The sequence below is a fragment of the Streptomyces sp. NPDC050422 genome (genome assembly GCF_044458665.1).
Classification (GTDB): domain Bacteria; phylum Actinomycetota; class Actinomycetes; order Streptomycetales; family Streptomycetaceae; genus Streptomyces.
Window position 1 is genome coordinate 89,447 of sequence record NZ_JBITIE010000008.1, and the last position, 19,558, is coordinate 109,004.

Below are 19,558 nucleotides of genomic sequence, written 5' to 3' on the forward strand. Positions count from 1 at the left end.
CCCTGTGAGTGCGTGGTTGGTCACTCGGGCCCGGAGTGTCAGTGCGCACGCCTAGACTCGGGAGGCGATGAGCAGCCTCTTTGACGACAGTTTCCTGGCCGGCCTCCAGCACACGGAGGAAGGGCCCCCGCCGCCCCCCGAGGACTCCGCACCCGAAGCGGTGCCGGAGGGCCTGTTCGCGGGCGTTTTCGAGGGGCCCCCGCCGCCCCGCGACGCGTACTACCGCGACGGGGCCCACCGCCCCGTCCTCGACGCGGCCGCGCTGCTCGACGGGCTGAACACCGAGCAGCGCGCAGCCGTCGTGCACGCCGGGTCCCCGCTGCTCATCGTCGCCGGCGCCGGTTCGGGCAAGACCCGCGTGCTGACCCACCGCATCGCCCACCTGCTGGCCGAGCGGGGGGTGCACCCGGGCCAGATCCTGGCGATCACCTTCACCAACAAGGCCGCCGGCGAGATGAAGGAGCGCGTCGAGCAGCTCGTCGGACCGCGGGCCAACGCCATGTGGGTCATGACCTTCCACAGCGCGTGCGTACGGATCCTGCGCCGTGAGTCGAAGCGGCTCGGCTTCACCTCCTCGTTCTCGATCTACGACGCCGCCGACTCCAAGCGCCTCATGGCCCTGGTCTGCCGCGATCTCGACCTCGACCCGAAGCGCTTCCCGCCGAAGTCGTTCACGGCGAAGGTGTCGAACCTGAAGAACGAGCTGATCGACGAGGAGACCTTCGCCGGACAGGCCGCCGACGGTTTCGAGAAGACGCTCGCCCAGGCCTACGCGCTGTACCAGTCCCGGCTGCGCGAGGCCAACGCGCTGGACTTCGACGACATCATCATGACGACGGTGCACCTGCTCCAGGCGTTCCCCGACGTCGCCGAGCACTACCGCCGCCGCTTCCGGCACGTCCTCGTCGACGAGTACCAGGACACCAACCATGCCCAGTACACCCTCGTACGGGAACTGGTCGGCCCGGCCGGCCCCGAGGACGCCCCCGCCGAGCTGTGCGTCGTGGGGGACGCGGACCAGTCGATCTACGCCTTCCGGGGCGCGACCATCCGTAACATCCTCCAGTTCGAGGAGGACTACCCGAACGCGACCACGATCATGCTGGAGCAGAACTACCGCTCCACGCAGACGATCCTGTCCGCGGCCAACGCGGTCATCGAGCGCAACGAGAGCCGCCGCCCGAAGAACCTCTGGACCAACGCCGGCACGGGCGCCCGCATCACCGGATACGTCGCGGACACCGAGCACGACGAGGCGCAGTTCGTCGCCGACGAGATCGACCGGCTGACCGACGCGGGCGACGCCAAGGCCGGCGACGTGGCGATCTTCTACCGGACGAACGCACAGTCCCGTGTCTTCGAAGAGATCTTCATCCGCGTCGGTCTGCCCTACAAGGTCGTCGGCGGCGTGCGCTTCTACGAGCGCAAGGAGGTCAGGGACGTCCTGGCCTACCTCCGCGTCCTCTCCAACCCCGAGGACACCGTCCCGCTGCGGCGCATCCTGAACGTGCCCAAGCGGGGTATCGGCGACCGGGCCGAGGCGATGATCGACGCCCTGTCGATGCGCGAGAAGATCTCCTTCCCGCAGGCGCTGCGCCGTGTCGACGAGGCGTACGGCATGGCGGCCCGCTCGGCGAACGCGGTGAAGCGGTTCAACACGCTGATGGAGGAGCTCCGCACGGTCGTGGAGTCCGGCGCGGGTCCGGCCGTCGTGGTGGAGGCCGTCATGGAGCGGACCGGCTATCTCGCCGAGCTCCAGGCGTCCACCGACCCGCAGGACGAGACCCGGATCGAGAACCTTCAGGAACTCGCCTCCGTCGCCCTCGAGTTCGAGCAGGAGCGGGCGGAGGACGAGGGTGCGGGCACCCTCGCCGAGTTCCTGGAGAAGGTCGCGCTCGTCGCCGACGCCGACCAGATCCCCGACGAGGACGAGGACGGCTCCGGTGTCGTCACGTTGATGACGCTGCACACCGCGAAGGGCCTCGAATTCCCGGTGGTCTTCCTGACCGGCATGGAGGACGGCGTCTTCCCGCACATGCGGGCGCTCGGCCAGACCAAGGAGCTGGAGGAGGAGCGGCGGCTCGCCTACGTCGGCATCACGCGCGCCCGCGAGCGGCTCTACCTCACCCGGGCGGCGATGCGCAGCGCCTGGGGCCAGCCCTCGTACAACCCGCCGTCGCGGTTCCTGGAGGAGATCCCGGACCAGCACCTCGAGTGGAAGCGCAAGGGACCGATGGCGGCCCCGGCGGGACCGACGTCCGGCATCACCTCGTCGCTCTCCGCCTCCCGCGCACGCTCCGGCCCCGCAGGCTTCGCGACCCGGCGGACCTCGGACAAGCCGACGATCACGCTGGTGGCCGGTGACCGCGTCACCCACGACCAGTTCGGTCTGGGCACGGTGACGGCGGTCGAGGGTATCGGCGACCAGGCGAAGGCCACGGTCGACTTCGGCGACGAGCGCCCGAAGAAGCTGCTGCTGCGGTACGCACCGGTCCAGAAGCTGTAGCGCCGCTCGGCCCGCGGATGGGCGGCCGTGGCCGCCCATCCGGTCAGTTCGGGTTGATGTTGTGGCTGCGGAGCCAGGGCAGCGGGTCGATCGCCGCGCCGCCGCCGGGGCGTACCTCGAAGTGCAGGTGCGGGCCCGTCGAGTTGCCGGAGTCGCCGGAGTGCGCGATGACGTCACCGGCCTTGACCGAGCCCGAGCGGATCCGGGTGCTGCTGAGGTGGCAGTACCAGGTCTCGGTGCCGTCGGCCGCGGTGACGATGGCCATGTTCCCGTAGGCGGTGTTGAACTGCGTACGGACGGTGCCGTCGGTCGCCGACATCACCGGCGTGCCGTAGTCGACGGGGAAGTCGATGCCCGTGTGCACGGACATCCAGTTGACGCCCGCCTGGCCGAAGTACGCGCTGAGGCCGTGCTGTTTGACCGGCATGACGAACTTCGGGCGCAGGGCCTCCTTGCGGGCGGCCTCGTCCGCACGCTTCTTCTTCTCGGCGACCTGCCGCGCCTTGAGGTCGATGCGCTCCTGGGTGCGGCTGGCGCGATCGGCGAAGTTCTCCGCGTCGGCGCTGAGGTTGGCCAGCTGGGTGTCCAGCTTGTTGTTGGCCGCGACGGGCTTGACCGTGCCGGGGTCGGCGGCCGCCATGGTCGTGGTCTCGTCCTTCTTCTCCTCGCCGCCACCCATTCCGCCCACGGAGGCCGCGGCGATGCCCGCCACGCTCATCACGCAGGCGGACGGAACGGCGACGGTGAGGAGTGCGGAACGCTTCGCAGGGGAGCGCCTGCGGCTGCGGCTTCCGCCGCCACTGCGGGTGACGGGGCGGCCTGCGGGGCGGTGGTTCCCGGCCGGTGCGGAGTCCGGGGCGGCGGCTTCGTGGCCGCGGGCGTGCTCGTCGGACGGTGACGGGGCCGGGGACGGGGCGTCGAACCCGGACTCGGTGCCCTCGGTGGCTTCCGTGCCGAGGCCCGTCTCCGGGAGGCTGAACTCGGCGGTCCGGTAGGGCTCGTACGGGTCGTAGGAAGCGTAGGAGGCCTGATGCTCGTACGCCTCGTCGGTTCCGTACGCGTACGGGGCCGTCTGTTCGGCTCCGTTCGGAACCGTCGCGGTATGCGAGGTTTGCGCGGTTTGCTGTTCGTGCTCGGGCGTGGCGCCCGTGCCGGCGCCCGTGTTCCATGCGGTGGCGTCGTAGGCGCCGGTGTCGTACGTGCCCGTGTCGTACGTGCCGGTGTCGTACGCGCCGATCTCGTACGCACCGGTGTCGTGACCCGTCGTGCCGGTGTCGGCCCACTGGCCGTTCTGCTGCCAGGTGGTGGTGTCCCACTGGCCGGAGGAGTCGGGGTCGCCGTGCTGGGCCGGGATCGTGTGGCCGTAGCCGCCGTCCGTCGGGATCCAGGTCGCGCCGGTGTCGTACTGCTGCCCTGCGTCGTACGGCTGTGGCTGCGGCTGCCCGGTGTAGGCCGTGTAGTCGGCGGTGTGGCCGTACTCGGCCGTGCGGTGCGCGCCCGTGTCCCACTGGGAGGAGTCGTACGTGCCGCTGTGGCCGGCCTGGCCGCTGTCGTACGGGGCGGCGTAGCCGGACGTGGTGTCGTACGAGGCGTCGTAGCCGCCGGGAAGGGAGCCGAAGAGCGGGTCGCTGTCGAAGCCGCCCGTGGAGTGGCCGTCGTATCCGGCGTACCCGGCGTGGGGGTGCTGGTCGTTCACCAACTTCTCTCTCGCCTCGGCAGCAGGACCAGTGTCCGGGGTCCGGTGGGGACTCCGGGGGGAAGCAGTGGCCGCGACTGTACCCGGCGGTATGCGACGCCGACAATCTTCGACGGCTTCCCGGCGCTCAGGAAACGGGCAATCGGCCGTCTTTCGACGGGCTGCTCACACAGCCTTGGCTCTATGTTCGAGGTTCGTTCTATTTATGGGTGGGGTGCGGCGTTGACCGGACGGGGTGCGGCTTCCGGATTCCGGCAGATTCAGGCCGACCGGCCCCCCCATATGCCGGTCGTCCTCAGGCCACGGAGGCGGTGCCGGGGGACGGCTGGGCCGGTTCGTGGGCGTCGAGCGCCTGGCGGATGCAGGCGGCCACGGCGGGGTGCACGGGCAGGGCGAGGTGGCCGACGCCGGTCACCCGGACGTTCACCGCGTCGAGGTCCGGGTGGTCGATGCAGGCCGCCTCGGCCGGGACGATCACCTGGTCCAGCTCGCTCCAGAAGCTGACGAAGCGGGTGCGGCAGCCGGGTGCGGGCAACCGCAGCTCCTCGATCGGCGCCGAGCCGCTGCGCATCTGGCGCACGATGGGGTGGGCGCCGGCCAGCGGAGCCACGGCGGTGCCGCCGTGCGGCGTGCCGAGGGTGACGAGGGTGCGGACCCGTCGGTCGCCGCCCAGCCGCTGGACGTAGTAGCGCGCTATGAGGCCGCCGAGGCTGTGCCCGACGATGTCGACCTCGCGATGGCCGGTGCGGGCGCAGATCTCCTCGACGTGCCGGCCGAGCAGCTCGGCGGCCGTGCGGATGTCGCAGGTCAGCGGGGAGTAGTTGAGCGACTCCAGGTGACGCCAGCCGTGCCGGGCCAGCGAGCGGCGCAGTAGTACGAAGACGGAGCGGTTGTCGATGAAGCCGTGCAGCAGCACAACGGGTGGCCGCTCGTCCTGCCCGGTGGGCAGGGCGGTGGTCCCTGCGGGGGCGGTCGTGGACGCGGCGGCCCGGCCGGCTCGCCCCGGCGCGCCGGTCGCCGTTCCTGCCTGGGCATCCGTCGCCGGGTGCCGCTCGCCGGTGATGCCGGTGGGGTAGAGGAGCACGTGCCCTGCGAGCACCACCAGCTCGAGCGCGGTCGCCCTCAGCAGGGCCGCGGACGCCCAGGTGGATCGTGTGGGGACGGAGGGCAGCCGGGCGGCGCCCGTACACAGCCGGCGCAGGAGCAGGGGAAGAGACGGCAGGGTCTGCAGGGTCCTCACGGTCTGCAGGGCCGTCACGGTCTGCAGGGCCGTTATGACCTGCAGGGCCTGCAGGGTCGTCTTGGCCTGCAGAGTCGTCCTGGTCTGCAGGGTTTTCGCGGTCCGCAGGGTCTTCATGGTCGACCTCCTGCTCCGGCCCCCGGGAGAAGCGGCTCGCTGTCCCGTTTGCCCTAAGGCCTTTCGTGTGGCGCCATACCGGAGGTCCGGGCCGGCGGTCGCCGTCCGGGACTCGCCGCCCGCCGTGTCTTCCGGATCACCTTCGGTGACCGGCGAACGGGCAGGTGGTGAGCCGTACCACCGTGCCGTGCGGCTGACGGCGCGGTGGTACGGCGACCTCGTCGCGGCTCCCCTGGCGGCCGGTCCCGCACGGCAGGACTGCCGCGTGCTGCGGGAACGGTGCCCGGTGAACATGTCCCACGTGTGATTTCCCCCTCCCCGTCCACCGCGAAACGGCGGCTTGCGGGATGCTGGCGATAACGTTCGTTCACATCCCTGGCCCTTCAGGCACGGGAGACGCATGTGGAGGCAGTGATGGGTGTGACCGGTCCGATCCGTGTGGTGGTGGCCAAGCCGGGCCTCGACGGCCATGACCGCGGGGCCAAGGTGATCGCGCGAGCGCTGCGCGACGCCGGTATGGAGGTCATCTACACGGGGCTCCACCAGACGCCTGAGCAGATCGTGGACACCGCGATCCAGGAGGACGCCGACGCGATCGGCCTCTCGATCCTCTCCGGCGCGCACAACACGCTCTTCGCGAAAGTGATCGAGCTGCTGAAGGAGCGCGACGCGGCGGACATCAAGGTCTTCGGCGGCGGCATCATCCCGGAGGCGGACATCGCACCGCTGAAGGAGCAGGGCGTCGCGGAGATCTTCACGCCGGGCGCGACGACGGTCGCGATCGTCGACTGGGTCAACGCGAACGTCCGCCAGCCGGCCGGGGCCTGAGTCCAAGGGTGACGGTGGCGGGCCATGGACTGCTGCGGCGTGCGGGCCCCGGGCCGGGCACCGCACCCCGCCGCCCACCGCCTCAGCCGCCCGGTATCAGCTCCTTGTCCATCGCCGCGCGCAGCCGCAACGTGGAGACCAGGCGCCGGAACGCCTCCGACCAGTAGCCGTTCGCACCCGGTGAGGCGTCCTCGGGCTCGTCGGGCGTCGTGGTGAGGACCTCCAGCCGGTCCGCCTCGGCCGGGTCGAGACAGCGCTCGGCGAGGCCCATCACCCCGCTGAAACTCCAGGGGTAGCTGCCCGCGTCCCGGGCGATGTCGAGGGCGTCCACGACGGACCGCCCGAGCGGCTCCGCCCACGGCGTCGGGCAGACCCCCAGCAGCTGGAACGCCTCCGACAGGCCGTGGGCCGCGATGAAACCGGCCACCCAGCCGGCCCGTTCGCCGGCGGGCAGAACCGCCAGGAGCTTCGACCGCTCGGCGAGCGACGCCGTGCCGGGGCCGTTCGACGGAGGCGTCGAGGGGGCGCCGAGCAGCGCCCGCGCCCAGTCCGGATCGCGCTGCCGCACCGCCGCCCGGCACCAGGCCGCGTGCAGTTCCTCGCCCCAGCCGTCGGCCACCGGCAGCGCGACGATCTCCCGTGCGGCGCGGCCGCCGAACCGGGCCGGCCATACGGACAGCGGCGACGACTCCACCAACTGGCCCAGCCACCAAGACCGTTCGCCCCGCCCCGACGGCGGGAGCGCCACCACCCCGTCCCGCTGCATCGCCGCATCGCATTCGTGGGGGGCTTCCACGGCCACGGACGGCCCGGTGCCGGTGAGCCCAGGGCTCACGCAGGACAGGGCGCGGGCCGCCATCCGGCGGGCCAGCGCCGACCCGGGCAGCGCGGACAGCAGCTCGGCGGCCGTGGCGCGGACATTGCGGCTGCGGTCGGCGAGGGCCTGCTCCAGGAACCCCTCGTCGGCCCCGGACAGTCCCGTACGCAGGGAGTCGACGAACATCAGGCGGTCCTCGGCCCGTTCCGTGGACCAGGTGGTGGCCAGCAGGGCGAGGGCGGCGCCCGCGTCATGTGCCCGTACGGCGGACAGCAGAGCGACGCGCTCGGCGAACAGGCCCTCCTCCCACAGGCGGCGCACCGCCTCCGGGTCCGTCACCTCGGGCAGCAGGGCGCTGCCGGACGCGCCGCGCAGCGCGAACTTCCAGTCGGGGTTCAGCCCGGCCAGCCACAGCCCGCGCGGCCCGGCGAACACCAGCGCCGGGGGCCGCAGATCGGTCCGCGCCCGGGCGGCGTCCAGCAGGAGCGGCAGTGCGGCGTCCGGGGCCCGGTACCCGTGCAGATTGGCGGTGGCCAGCCACTGAGGGATCAGCTCCGTGAGATCGGGGGCCGTGCCGCGCCTCCCACCCGAACCGCTGGGCGCCGCCCGGTCCGCGAGCAGTTGTGCCAGCCTGTTCCGGGCGGCCTCCGGAAGTGCCGGCCGCGGGTCGGCGGGCGCGGGATCGGGCCGGGGCGCCGCAGGGGCGGGCAGCAGGCCCGCCCGCCGCCGGACGGTGTGCAGCGCGGCGGCGTCCAGCAGCGCTGCTGCCGCGCCGTCCGGGCCGGAGCCGGACGCGGCCCCGGGTGGGCGGCGGTCGGTGCCGAGCAGCGCCGAGGTGACGAGCTCCTCCCAGGGCAGGGGCACCGGCCGCCCGGTGGGCGTGGTGGCCGAAGTGCCGGTCCGGGGTGTGGCGGTTGGAGACCCCGGCTCGGGTGCGGTCGGGCGTGCGGCCGTGTGTGCGGCCGTGTTCGCGGTCGTGGCTACGGTTGTGGTGGTGCGGGGCATCGCTCCTCCTCCAGGGTCAGATGAGCGGTACGGTCTCGGCGGCTTCCGGCCGGACGCGTGACGACGGATCCGCCGACGCGGTGCCGTCGCCCTCGTCCTCGCCGTCGTCCTCGCGTCCGGGCGCCCATGCCGCGAGTGGGTCGAAGCCGCGGTGGCCGCACTCCCCGAAGACGGTGACCGGACCACCGCCGGAGAGGGCGACGAGCTTCCACAACGCCGGACGGGACAGCGCGGCAGCGGCCACGGGCAGGGCCGCATCGCCCTGCGCGTCCGCCAGTTGCCAGCCGTCCGCGGACGGCACGGGTATGACATCGCGCAGCGTCACCGGCCAGGAGTCCAGCCACGGGTCGTCGCGCAGAGCCCTGCCATAGGCGGCGATCGCCCCGCCGACCGGGACGCCCGGCGGCGGTGATCCGGCCGGCACGGGCAGGCCGAACTGCTCGCCCAGCTCCGCCCTCAGCTGTCCCGACCCCGGATAGGGCGTGACCTCGGCGTCGAGCGTGACGCCCACCGGCAGGGCCTGCGCCGGGGAACGCCCGGCCGCCCCGAAGGACAGCAGCAGCGCGATGCGGCCCGAGTCCCTGCCGTACAGCCAGATGCGGCGCGTGACGATCTTGCCCTCGGGTGTGTCGTACTGCGCGAGGACCAGCCAGTGGTCACGGACCGGCGGCCCCTCCGCAGGGGCCGTGAGACCCACACGGGTGCGGACCGTCGCCGCCAGCGGAGGTGGGAGCCGGTCGATGCCCAGCCACGCGGTGTCCAGCAGATGGAGCAGCGCGCACTCCTCCAGCAGCCGCACCGGCCAGCCGGGCCCGGAGGCCGGGATCGCGCCCAACTCCCTCACCCGGCCCGCCAGGCCCGGTGCCTGCGCGTCGACCATGCGGGCGGCCGTCTCCTCCCACAGCCCGTACCCCGACTGCTCGGCCGCGGCCAGCCCGCCGCGCAGCAGGTCGGTCAGGCGCTGCTCCAGCTCCTGCGCGCCGCCGCCGATCCGCTCCGCCCGGCGCTCGGCACGGCGTCGGGCCGCCTCGGGGTCGGCCGGACCGCCGCCCGGAGCCTGTTCCTTTATTCGGGCGCGGGTGCGACGGCCCGCCAGCCACTCGCCCGCCCAGTCGGGCGGCTCGCCGGCGGGCAGGGCCGACGCGTCGGACGCGAGGAGCAGCAGGAGGCCCAGCGCGTGCTTGCACGGGAACTTGCGACTGGGGCAACTGCACTTGTACGCGGGGCCCGTGGTGTCGATCACCGTCCGGTAGGGCTTGCTCCCGCTTCCCCGGCACAGCCCCCACACCGCGCCCGAACCATCCTCTCCGGTGTCCGACCACGGACCGGCCGAACCCAGCTTGTTGCCCGCCTTGCGTGAAGCGTCGTCAGGAGCCAGGGCCAGGACCTGCTCCACCGTCCGGCGCGCCGCCGGAGCAGCGGCGCCCAAGGGTTCTCCCCCGTCAGTCAGCAGCATGGGAACGACGGTAGGCCGCACCACTGACAACGGGCCCTGACCTGCGGGAAGGCCGATTGTCAGTGCCATGGTGCACGGTGGGAACCACACCAGGCCGACCGATCTGGAGGGGGATCCATGACCGTGTCCGAAACCACCGCAGCCATCGGCGCCGACGTCCTGCGCCCGCATGCCGAGGACGCTTTCGCCGACGAGCTGAAGGCTCTAGCGGCCGCCGACGACCGTCCGCGGCCCGAGCGTTGGCGGCTGTCGCCGTGGGCTGTCGCCACGTATCTTCTCGGCGGCACCCTGTCCGACGGCACGGTGATCACACCCAAGTACGTGGGCCCGCGCCGCCTCGTCGAAGTCGCCGTCACCACGCTCGCCACCGACCGCGCGCTGCTGCTCCTCGGCGTGCCCGGCACTGCCAAGACCTGGGTGTCCGAGCACCTCGCGGCCGCCGTCAGCGGCGACTCGACGCTCCTCGTCCAGGGCACGGCGGGCACACCGGAGGAAGCCGTCCGCTACGGGTGGAACTACGCCCAACTGCTCGCGCACGGCCCCAGCCGTGACGCGCTGGTGCCCAGCCCGCTGATGCGCGCCATGTCCGAAGGCATGACCGCCCGGATCGAGGAACTCACCCGCATCCCCGCCGATGTGCAGGACGCACTGATCACGATCCTGTCGGAGAAGACCCTGCCGCTGCCCGAACTGGGCCAGGAGGTCCAGGCCGTCCGCGGCTTCAACGTCATCGCCACGGCCAACGACCGCGACCGCGGGGTCAACGAGCTGTCCAGCGCGCTGCGCCGCCGCTTCAACACCGTGGTGTTGCCCCTGCCGGCCACCCCGGAGGCGGAGGTCGACATCGTCTCGCGCCGCGTCGACCAGGTCGGGCGCTCGCTCGACCTGCCGTCCGCGCCCGACGGCCTCGCGGAGATCCGCCGCGTGGTCACGGTCTTCCGCGAGCTGCGCGACGGGGTCACGACCGACGGCCGCACCAAGCTCAAGTCCCCCTCGGGGACGCTGTCCACGGCCGAGGCCATCTCCGTCGTCACCAATGGTCTGGCCCTCGCCGCCCACTTCGGCGACGGCGTGCTGCGCCCCGGGGACGTCGCCGCCGGCATCCTCGGCGCGGTGGTCCGCGATCCGGCGGCCGACCGTGTGGTCTGGCAGGAGTACCTGGAGACCGTGGTGCGCGAGCGGGACGGCTGGAAGGACTTCTACCGCGCCTGCCGTGAGGTCTCCGTATGACCGGCGCGCGCCCGCCGGGGCCCCTGCTGCTCGGGGTGCGGCACCACGGCCCCGGGTCCGCCCGCGCCGTCCTGGCCGCCCTGGACGCGGTCCGCCCGCAGGCGGTGCTCATCGAGGGTCCGCCCGAGGGCGACGCGCTGCTGCCGCTCGCCGCCGACGAACAGATGCGGCCGCCCGTCGCGCTGCTCGCCCATGCGGTGGACGACCCGGGGCGGGCCGCGTTCTGGCCGTTCGCGGCGTTCTCGCCCGAATGGGTCGCGATCCGCTGGGCCCTGGCGCACGGCGTCCCGGTCCGCTTCATCGACCTGCCCGCGGCGCACTCCCTCGCGATGACGGAGGAGGCAGAGCAGGACGGCGGCCCGGAACAGGACGACGCGCCCCGGCCCGTTCCCGTCGACCCGATCCGGGTGCTGGCCGAGACGGCGGGCTACGACGACCCGGAGCGCTGGTGGGAGGACGTCGTCGAACACCGCACTCCGGGTGAGCCAGGAGCCGCAGCCGCCGACCCGCTGGCCGCCTTCGCCGCGCTCGGCGAGGCGATGACCGCCCTGCGCGAGGTGTACGGGGACGGCGGACACCCCAGGGACGCGGTCCGGGAGGCGTATATGCGCATCCAACTACGCGCCGCGCGCAAGGAGTTCGGCGGCGCCTTCGCCGTGGTCTGCGGTGCCTGGCATATCCCCGCACTCGAAGCGAGGACGACGCAGACCGCCGACCGGGCACTCCTCAAGGGCCTTCCCAAGGTCAAGGCCGAGCTGACCTGGGTGCCCTGGACCCATCAGCGGCTCGCCCGGCACAGCGGATACGGGGCGGGGATCGACTCGCCCGGCTGGTACGAGCACCTTTTCGCCTCCCCGGACCGCCCGGTCGAGCGCTGGATGACCAAGGTCGCCGGACTCCTGCGCGACGAGGACCGGTTCGTGTCCTCCGCCCATGTCATCGAGGCGGTCCGGCTCGCCGACACGCTCGCGGCCATGCGGGGCCGGCCGCTGGCCGGACTGGGCGAGACGACGGACGCCGTCCGGGCCGTGATGTGCGAGGGCTCCGACGTGCCGCTCGCCCTCGTCCGGGACCGGCTGGTCGTCGGCGTGACACTCGGCGAAGTGCCGGACACCGCCCCCGCCGTGCCGCTCCAGCGCGACCTCAGCCGGCAGCAGCGCACCCTCCGGCTCAAACCGGAGGCGGCGGAGCGGGAGCTGGACCTCGACCTGCGCAAGGACACCGACGCCGCGCGCAGCAGGCTGCTGCACCGCCTGCGCCTCCTCGGCATCGGCTGGGGCGAACCGGCCGCAGGCCGGGGGAGCACCGGCACCTTCCGGGAGAGCTGGCGGCTGCACTGGGAGCCCGAGCTGTACGTACGGGTCGCGGAGGCGGGCGTCTGGGGCACCACCGTGCTCTCCGCCTCCACCGCACGCGTCGGGTCGGACGCCCTGGCGGCCACCTCGCTCGCCGAGGTGACGGCCCTGGCCGAGCGCTGCCTGCTCGCGGGACTGCCCGAGGCGCTTCCCGTCGTGATGCGGGTCCTCGCCGACCGTGCGGCCCTCGACGCCGATGTCGGCCACCTCGCCGACGCCCTGCCGGCCCTGGCCCGCACCCTGCGCTACGGAGACGTCCGCGCCACGGACACCGCCGCGCTCGGAGAGGTCGCGGCCGGGCTCGCGGAGCGGATCTGTGTCGGGCTGCCGCCCGCCTGCACCGGACTCGACGCGGACGGGGCCGCCGCCCTGCGCCGTCAGGTGGACGGCGTCCACACGGCGATCGGGCTGCTCGCCGGTGCCGTACCGGCGACCGCGGACGGGCTGCGCGAGCGATGGAGAACCGTGCTGCACCGGCTCGCCGTCCGGGACACGGTCGCCGGTGTGATCCGTGGGCGGGCCGCGCGGCTGCTGCTCGACGACGGACACCTCGCGCAGGACGAGGCCGCCCGGCTGATGGGCCTCGCCCTCTCGCCCGGGACGCCTCCCGCCGACGCCGCCGCGTGGATCGAGGGCTTCGTCGGCGGCGCGGCCGGCGGCGGCATGCTCCTGGTCCACGACGAGCGGTTGCTCGCCCTGGTCGACTCCTGGCTCACCGGCGTCCCCGCGGACACCTTCACCGACGTACTGCCGCTGCTGCGCCGCACCTTCTCGGCGTACGAGGCGGGCGTGCGGCGCACGTTGGGGGAACTCGTCCGGCGCGGCCCGGGCATCGGCACGGTCGCGGGCGCGGGAGCGGGTCCGGGCCGCGAGTCCACGGCGCCCGGATTCGGACCCGTCCTCGACGGGGAGCGTGCGGACGCGGTGGTGCCCGTGCTCCGCCTTCTGCTGGGCCCAGGGCCCGCACAGGACCTGGACGCCGGGGCGGCGGCGCAGACACCCGGACACCACGAGGAACGGCTGGGGGCCACGGGATGACGACGGGAACCGGAACGCACGCGGTGGACGCGGCAGCGACGGCAGGGGCAGCGGGAGCGCCAAAGACCTCCCCGGGCGACGGGGAACGGCTGAGGCGGTGGCGCATGGTGCTCGGCGCGGACAGCGCGGAGAGCACCGGCTGCACCCTCACCGGCCGCGACGCCGCGATGGACGGTGCGCTGACCGCGCTCTACGAGAACGGGGGCCGGCCCGGCGGCCGGGGCGGCAGCGGACGGTCGGCCGGACTCGGGGCCTCGGCCCCGTCCGTGGCCCGCTGGCTGGGTGACATCCGTACGTACTTCCCCACGTCCGTCGTCCAGGTCATGCAGCGCGATGCCATCGACCGGCTGGGCCTCTCCGCGCTCCTGCTGGAACCGGAGATGCTGGAGGCCGTCGAGGCCGACGTCCATCTCGTCGGCACGCTGCTCTCGCTCAACAAGGTCATGCCCGAGCCGACGAAGGAGACGGCAAGAGCCGTCGTACGCAAGGTCGTCGAGAAGCTGGAGAGGCAACTCTCCACCCGCACCCGGGCCACGCTCACGGGGGCTCTGGACCGTTCCGCGAAGGTCACGCGGCCCCGGCACCACGACATCGACTGGGACCGCACCATCCGGGCCAACCTCAAGAACTACCTCACCCTCCCCGGCGAGGACGGGGCCGGCACGATCGTCCCCGAGCGGCTCATCGGCTACGGGCGGGCCGTGCAGTCCGTGAAGAAGGACGTCATCCTCTGTATCGACCAGTCGGGTTCGATGGCGGCCTCCGTCGTGTACGCGTCGGTCTTCGGCGCCGTCCTCGCCTCCATGCGCTCGCTGCGGACCAGGCTGGTCGTCTTCGACACGGCGGTCGTCGACCTCACCGACCAGCTCGACGACCCCGTCGACGTGCTTTTCGGCACCCAGCTCGGCGGGGGCACCGACATCAACCGGGCGCTCGCCTACTGCCAGTCCAGGATCAACCGCCCCGCCGACACCGTCGTGGTGCTCATCAGCGACCTCTACGAGGGCGGCATCCGCAACGAGATGCTGAAGCGGGTCGCCGCGATGAAGGCGTCCGGAGTGCAGTTCGTGACCCTGCTCGCCCTGTCGGACGAGGGCGCCCCCGCCTACGACCGTGACCACGCGGCGGCGCTCTCCGCACTGGGCGCCCCCGCCTTCGCCTGCACGCCGGACCTCTTCCCTGACGTGATGGCGGCCGCGATCGAGAAGCGGCCCCTGCCCATACCGGACAAGGAGACCCATCAGTAACAGGGGACTTGCGCGACCCCGGGCGCCTCGTGCAAGCATCGTCCCGACGTCCGCGGAGGATCGCATTCCGCGGTCCACGCCATCCTGAGAGGCTCGCTCCCACGTGACCACCGCAGTTGCCGGTCCCGCGACCGCCCCGCGCCCCCGGCGCGGAGCGGCGGGCCGGCGCGCGCTGCAGGTGGTGCTCTTCCTCGGTGGACTGCTGGCACTGGGCCTGCTCTTCGGCGCGCGTGCGCAGGCGGACCAGCAGCCGGATCAGCAGCCCGTCCGGGCGGTGGCAGAGGCGGCAACGGATGCGGTGATACCGGAAGCCGCCACACCTCCCGTACCGGAGAGGGAGATGGAGAGGGAGAAGCGGGGCGAGGATGCCGTTCCGGCCACCCGGCCCGCGCCCAGGCCCTTGCCGTCGCCCCGGGGCGACGCAGCCCGTACGGCGCCGCACCCGGTCGCCGAGCCCGTACGGAACACCGTCCGGCAGGCGACCCGGCCCGTCAGCGAGGCCGTCGGGGCCGGCGGGGCCAGCGAGGTCGTCGAGGTCGTCGAGAGGACCGTCGGCACGGCCGTCAGCGGCTTCCACGGCATCACGGCGGACCTCCCGGTCCCGGGCGAATGGCCCCTGCCGGTCCCGTCGTTGCCGGCCGTGCCGGAGGCGCCGCAGACCGGTCCCGTGCCGGTATCCGACGCACCCGGCAGCGCTGCACCGGGCCCCTCGGCCGCGCCGCGTCCCGTCAGCGCGTCCGTCCCCCACATCACTGCGGCACCGGCCGCGTTCCCCGCGTCGAGCGAGGCAGCGGCAGCCCCTCACCGGGAGGTCGCGGCGGACCACCGTCCGGCGCCCCGGGGGCCCTTCGTGCCCGACGGCGGGCAGAGCCACTCCGCGCCCGCCGAGGCCCACCCGCCCCGTGGCGGTGACCAGCAGGCCGGCCCCCTGGCGGACGGCACCTCCTTCGGACTCGTTCGCGGCGCCGGTCTTCCGGCGACCGTCGCACCCGTCCGTGACAGATCAGGCGACATCCTCGAATTCCCCGGCTAGGGCAGGCCTTTCCCCCGCCCCGACCTGCCGCGCGGGGGCGGAACAGGTCTGCCCGCCGTCCGGACGTACTCCGGACCGCCGAACACATTCGAAGGATCTGACACACACATGCACAAGAACATCCGCCGTTCCATAGCCGTCGCTGCCACGGCCACCGGTATGTGGGCCCTCGGCACCGCAGCCGCAAGCGCGGACGAACTGCCCGTCTCCCTCCCGCTGTCCACCCCCGACCACGCGGCCGACGTCGCCGATGTGGCCGACGTGATCGGAGGCGTCGACGGTGTGGACGCCGTCGGCAAGGCCGGAGGTCTCCAGGACACCACCCGGGCGAAGGCGGCCGACGTGACGTCCGCCGCCCGCAGCGCGGAAGCCCGCAGCGCGGAAGCCCGCACCACGGAAGCCCGCACCACGGAAGCCCGAAGCGCCGAAGCCCGAAGCGCCGAAGCCCGCGGCGCCGTCGCCGGTCACGCCTCCCAGGTCCGTGACCAGGTCGCCGAAACCGTCGGGAAGGCCACGAGCAGCACGGTCGACACCCCCGACACCCCCGCCATCCCCGCCATCCCCGCAACCTCCGTCCCCGAGGCGCCCGTCGACTACCTCTTCGGCCCCATCGAACAGCTCCCTGGTTACGGGCACGACACCGGGCAGCACATCGGCCAGGGCATTGGCCAGAACATCGGTCAGAACGTCGGGCAGCACATCGGCCAGAACTACAGCCAGACCGCGGCGCCCCACGCACTCGACACTGCCGGGACCACCGCCGGGACCACCGCCGGGACCACCGCCGGGACCACGGCCGAAGGCACCCTCGCCCAGGCCGCCCCGGTCGTCGGGCAGACATCCGACGCCGTGCTGCCGCCCCTCGTCGCCGACGCCGTCTCCTCGGTGCTGCCCGTCGTCGGGCAGGCCCTCGGTGATGTCTCCACCCTCGCTCAGGGCGTCACCGGTGAGGTCACACCGTTCGCCGACGGAGTGGTGACGCAGGCTGCCGTGCCCTTCGTGCAGGGGGTGACGACCGAGGTCCAGCCCCTGGCGTACGGCGTGACCGGCGCGGTCCAGCCGTTCGCCGAGGGCGTCGTCTCCGAGGCTCAGCCGCTGGCCCAGGGCCTGACCGGCGACGCCGTGGCCCCCTTCGCGCAGGGGGTCACCGGCCAGGTGATGCCGCTCGCCCAGGGCGTCGGCTCCGAGGCCCGTCCCTTCGCGGGCGGTCTCGTGTCCACCGTCGGTGACGACGCCCGCCCGGCCGTGGCGCACGCCGCGTACGGCACCGAAGGGCTGACCTCGGTCACGCCCGCCTACGTCTCCGACACCGTGTCGTCGGCCTCGGCGACCGTCTCGTCGCTGAACCCGGCGCACTCCGTCACCGCTCCGGCGTACCCGCTCCAGGGGATCTGAGAGTGCCGGGCGGTCTCCCGCACGGTCCGGACCCGGCGTGGTCCGGACCGGGGGGACCGCCCGGTCCGCGGGGCGGCGGCCCCGCCGCCCCGAGTCGATTTGTCCACTCCGACCCGGCCACCAGCGCGATCTGTGACCGTAATCACCGCCCAGGTGCGATCTGCGATTTAGGGTCCTGCGGGGCTCGGGGATAACCTGCGAGACGGACATGCCGCGTATTCGGTCACCGTGTGCGCCTTCCTTGTGACAGAGCAGTCACGTTGCCCCTCGCGGCACGCCCACGCAGAAAACCAACCGCGAGACCATTTGATAAGGGACGGACGCGCGTGGACCTGTTCGAGTACCAGGCGAGGGACCTCTTCGCCAAGCACGGTGTACCGGTGCTGGCCGGTGAAGTGATCGAGACGCCTGAGGCAGCCCGCGAGGCGACCGAGCGGCTGGGCGGCAAGTCTGTCGTCAAGGCACAGGTGAAGGTCGGTGGCCGAGGCAAGGCCGGCGGCGTGAAGCTGGCCGCCGACCCCGACGAGGCGGTCGCCAGGGCGACCGACATCCTCGGCATGGACATCAAGGGCCACACGGTCCACAAGGTGATGATCGCCGAGCTGTCCCCGGAGATCGAGGCGGAGTACTACGTCTCGTACCTCCTCGACCGCACCAACCGCACCTTCCTGGCCATGGCCTCGGTGCAGGGCGGCATGGACATCGAGGAGGTCGCGGAGAAGACTCCCGAGGCCCTCGCGAAGGTCCCGGTCAACGCCGTTGACGGCGTGGACATCGTCAAGGCCCGCGAGATCGTGGCCCAGGCGAAGTTCCCGGCCGACGTGGCCGAGGGTGTCGCCGAGGCCATGGTGACCCTGTGGGACACCTTCGTCGCGGAGGACGCCCTCCTCGTCGAGGTCAACCCGCTGGTGAAGACCAAGGACGGCCGGATCCTGGCGCTGGACGGAAAGGTGTCTCTCGACGAGAACGCCGACTTCCGTCAGCCGGGTCACGAGGCGCTCGAGGACAAGGCCGCAGCCAACCCGCTCGAGGCTGCCGCCAAGGCCAAGAACCTCAACTACGTCAAGCTCGACGGCGAGGTCGGCATCATCGGTAACGGTGCCGGTCTGGTCATGTCGACCCTGGACGTCGTCGCGTACGCCGGTGAGAACCACGGCAACGTGAAGCCCGCCAACTTCCTCGACATCGGTGGCGGCGCCTCCGCAGAGGTCATGGCGAACGGCCTGGAGATCATTCTCGGCGACCCGGACGTCAAGTCCGTGTTCGTCAACGTCTTCGGTGGCATCACCGCCTGTGACGAGGTCGCCAACGGCATCGTCCAGGCGCTCGAGCTGCTCAAGTCCAAGGGCGAAGCGGTCACCAAGCCGCTCGTCGTGCGCCTTGACGGCAACAACGCGGAGCTGGGTCGCAAGATCCTTTCCGACGCCAACCACCCGCTGGTCCAGCGCGTGGACACCATGGACGGCGCGGCCGACAAGGCCGCCGAGCTCGCCGCGGCTGCGAAGTAAGGAAGAGGGACTCAGACCACCATGGCTATCTTCCTCACCAAGGACAGCAAGGTCATCGTCCAGGGGATGACCGGCTCGACGGGCATGAAGCACACCAAGCTCATGCTCACCGACGGCACCAACATCGTCGGCGGCGTGAACCCGCGCAAGGCCGGCACGACCGTCGAGTTCGACGGCACCGAGGTACCGGTCTTCGGCTCCGTCGCCGAGGCGATGGAGAAGACCGGCGCGAACGTGTCCGTCCTCTTCGTGCCGCCGGCCTTCTCGAAGGCCGCCGTCATCGAGGCGATCGACGCCGAGATCCCGCTCGCCGTCGTGATCACCGAGGGCATCGCCGTCCACGACTCGGCCGCCTTCTGGGCGTACGCCGGCGCGAAGGGCAACAAGACCCGGATCATCGGCCCGAACTGCCCGGGTCTCATCACCCCCGGCCAGTCCAACGCCGGCATCATCCCGGGCGACATCACCAAGCCCGGCCGCATCGGTCTCGTGTCGAAGTCCGGCACGCTGACCTACCAGATGATGTACGAGCTCCGTGACATCGGCTTCTCGTCGGCCGTCGGCATCGGTGGCGACCCGGTCATCGGTACGACGCACATCGACGCCCTCGAGGCGTTCGAGGCCGACCCCGACACCGACCTGATCGTCATGATCGGCGAGATCGGCGGCGACGCCGAGGAGCGTGCGGCGGACTTCATCGCGAAGAACGTCACCAAGCCGGTCGTCGGTTACGTCGCGGGCTTCACCGCCCCCGAGGGCAAGACCATGGGCCACGCCGGCGCCATCGTCTCCGGCTCCTCCGGCACCGCGCAGGCCAAGAAGGAGGCCCTCGAGGCCGCCGGCGTCAAGGTCGGCAAGACGCCGACCGAGACCGCCAAGCTGGCTCGCGAGATCCTCGGCGCCTGACGCTCACCGCGTCGGAGCACCACCGCAGGAACGCGTCACCGCACAGAGACGCGGGGGCCGGCCCCCCCCGCGGGGGGGGGGCCCCCCGCGGGGGGGGGGGGGGGGGGGGGGGGGGGGGGCCCCCCCCCCCCCCGGGGGCCCCCCGGCCCCCCCCCGGCCCCCCACCGCCCCCCCCATCATA

13 protein-coding genes are annotated in these 19,558 nt (G+C 72.7%); 9 read left to right on the forward strand and 4 right to left on the reverse strand.

Annotation, left to right across the window (positions count from 1 at the left end; all coding sequences use genetic code 11):
- Nucleotides 1-67: 67 nt before the first annotated feature.
- The gene (gene pcrA, locus ACIBJG_RS13975) at nucleotides 68-2,506 is read left to right on the forward strand and encodes a DNA helicase PcrA (RefSeq protein WP_399307724.1); all 2,439 of its coding nucleotides are present in this window, start codon (nucleotides 68-70) and stop codon (nucleotides 2,504-2,506) included.
- 43 nt (nucleotides 2,507-2,549) lie between these two features.
- Here the strand turns inward: pcrA and ACIBJG_RS13980 are convergent, their stop codons facing one another.
- Both ACIBJG_RS13980 and ACIBJG_RS13985 read right to left on the reverse strand, forming a co-directional pair.
- Nucleotides 2,550-4,202, reverse strand: coding sequence for a peptidoglycan DD-metalloendopeptidase family protein (locus ACIBJG_RS13980; protein WP_399307725.1), 1,653 nt, complete (start codon nucleotides 4,200-4,202; stop codon nucleotides 2,550-2,552).
- 295 nt (nucleotides 4,203-4,497) lie between these two features.
- A complete protein-coding gene (locus ACIBJG_RS13985; protein WP_399307957.1) occupies nucleotides 4,498-5,433 on the reverse strand; it encodes an esterase/lipase family protein in 936 nt (311 codons plus the stop codon).
- Nucleotides 5,434-5,973: 540 nt separating this feature from the next.
- On the opposite strand from ACIBJG_RS13985, the gene ACIBJG_RS13990 reads away from it, so the two are divergent.
- Nucleotides 5,974-6,387, forward strand: coding sequence for a cobalamin B12-binding domain-containing protein (locus tag ACIBJG_RS13990; RefSeq protein WP_399307726.1), 414 nt, complete (start codon nucleotides 5,974-5,976; stop codon nucleotides 6,385-6,387).
- A gap of 82 nt (nucleotides 6,388-6,469) precedes the next feature.
- Here the strand turns inward: ACIBJG_RS13990 and ACIBJG_RS13995 are convergent, their stop codons facing one another.
- Nucleotides 6,470-8,209 carry a DUF5691 domain-containing protein gene (locus tag ACIBJG_RS13995; protein ID WP_399307727.1) on the reverse strand — a complete coding sequence of 580 codons (1,740 nt, stop codon included), beginning with the start codon at nucleotides 8,207-8,209 and terminating at the stop codon, nucleotides 6,470-6,472.
- 16 nt (nucleotides 8,210-8,225) lie between these two features.
- Nucleotides 8,226-9,665 (reverse strand): SWIM zinc finger family protein, encoded by a 1,440-nt coding sequence (locus ACIBJG_RS14000; RefSeq protein ID WP_399307728.1) that lies wholly within the window; start codon nucleotides 9,663-9,665, stop codon nucleotides 8,226-8,228.
- Between the two features lie 117 nt (nucleotides 9,666-9,782).
- Here ACIBJG_RS14000 and ACIBJG_RS14005 point away from each other — a divergent pair, with 117 nt between their 5' ends.
- The 7 genes from ACIBJG_RS14005 to sucD all read left to right on the forward strand — a co-directional run bounded on the left by ACIBJG_RS14005 (nucleotide 9,783) and on the right by sucD (nucleotide 19,377).
- Nucleotides 9,783-10,895, forward strand: a complete 1,113-nt coding sequence (locus ACIBJG_RS14005; RefSeq protein ID WP_399307729.1) for an AAA family ATPase — start codon at nucleotides 9,783-9,785, stop codon at nucleotides 10,893-10,895.
- On the forward strand, nucleotides 10,892-13,288 hold the full coding sequence (locus tag ACIBJG_RS14010; protein ID WP_399307730.1) for a DUF5682 family protein: 2,397 nt from the start codon (nucleotides 10,892-10,894) through the stop codon (nucleotides 13,286-13,288). Before ACIBJG_RS14005 ends, ACIBJG_RS14010 begins: the two co-directional genes overlap by 4 nt.
- A gap of 104 nt (nucleotides 13,289-13,392) precedes the next feature.
- Nucleotides 13,393-14,535, forward strand: a complete 1,143-nt coding sequence (locus tag ACIBJG_RS14015) for a vWA domain-containing protein (protein ID WP_399307958.1) — start codon at nucleotides 13,393-13,395, stop codon at nucleotides 14,533-14,535.
- A gap of 103 nt (nucleotides 14,536-14,638) precedes the next feature.
- A complete protein-coding gene (locus ACIBJG_RS14020) occupies nucleotides 14,639-15,568 on the forward strand; it encodes a hypothetical protein (RefSeq protein ID WP_399307731.1) in 930 nt (309 codons plus the stop codon).
- 108 nt (nucleotides 15,569-15,676) lie between these two features.
- Nucleotides 15,677-16,963: a hypothetical protein gene (locus tag ACIBJG_RS14025; protein WP_399307732.1), complete on the forward strand. Its 1,287-nt coding sequence runs from the start codon at nucleotides 15,677-15,679 to the stop codon at nucleotides 16,961-16,963.
- Nucleotides 16,964-17,289: 326 nt separating this feature from the next.
- Nucleotides 17,290-18,471, forward strand: coding sequence for an ADP-forming succinate--CoA ligase subunit beta (gene sucC, locus ACIBJG_RS14030; RefSeq protein ID WP_399307733.1), 1,182 nt, complete (start codon nucleotides 17,290-17,292; stop codon nucleotides 18,469-18,471).
- Between the two features lie 21 nt (nucleotides 18,472-18,492).
- Entirely contained in the window at nucleotides 18,493-19,377 is an 885-nt protein-coding gene (gene sucD / locus ACIBJG_RS14035) for a succinate--CoA ligase subunit alpha (protein WP_399307734.1), read from the forward strand.
- Nucleotides 19,378-19,558: the final 181 nt, after the last annotated feature.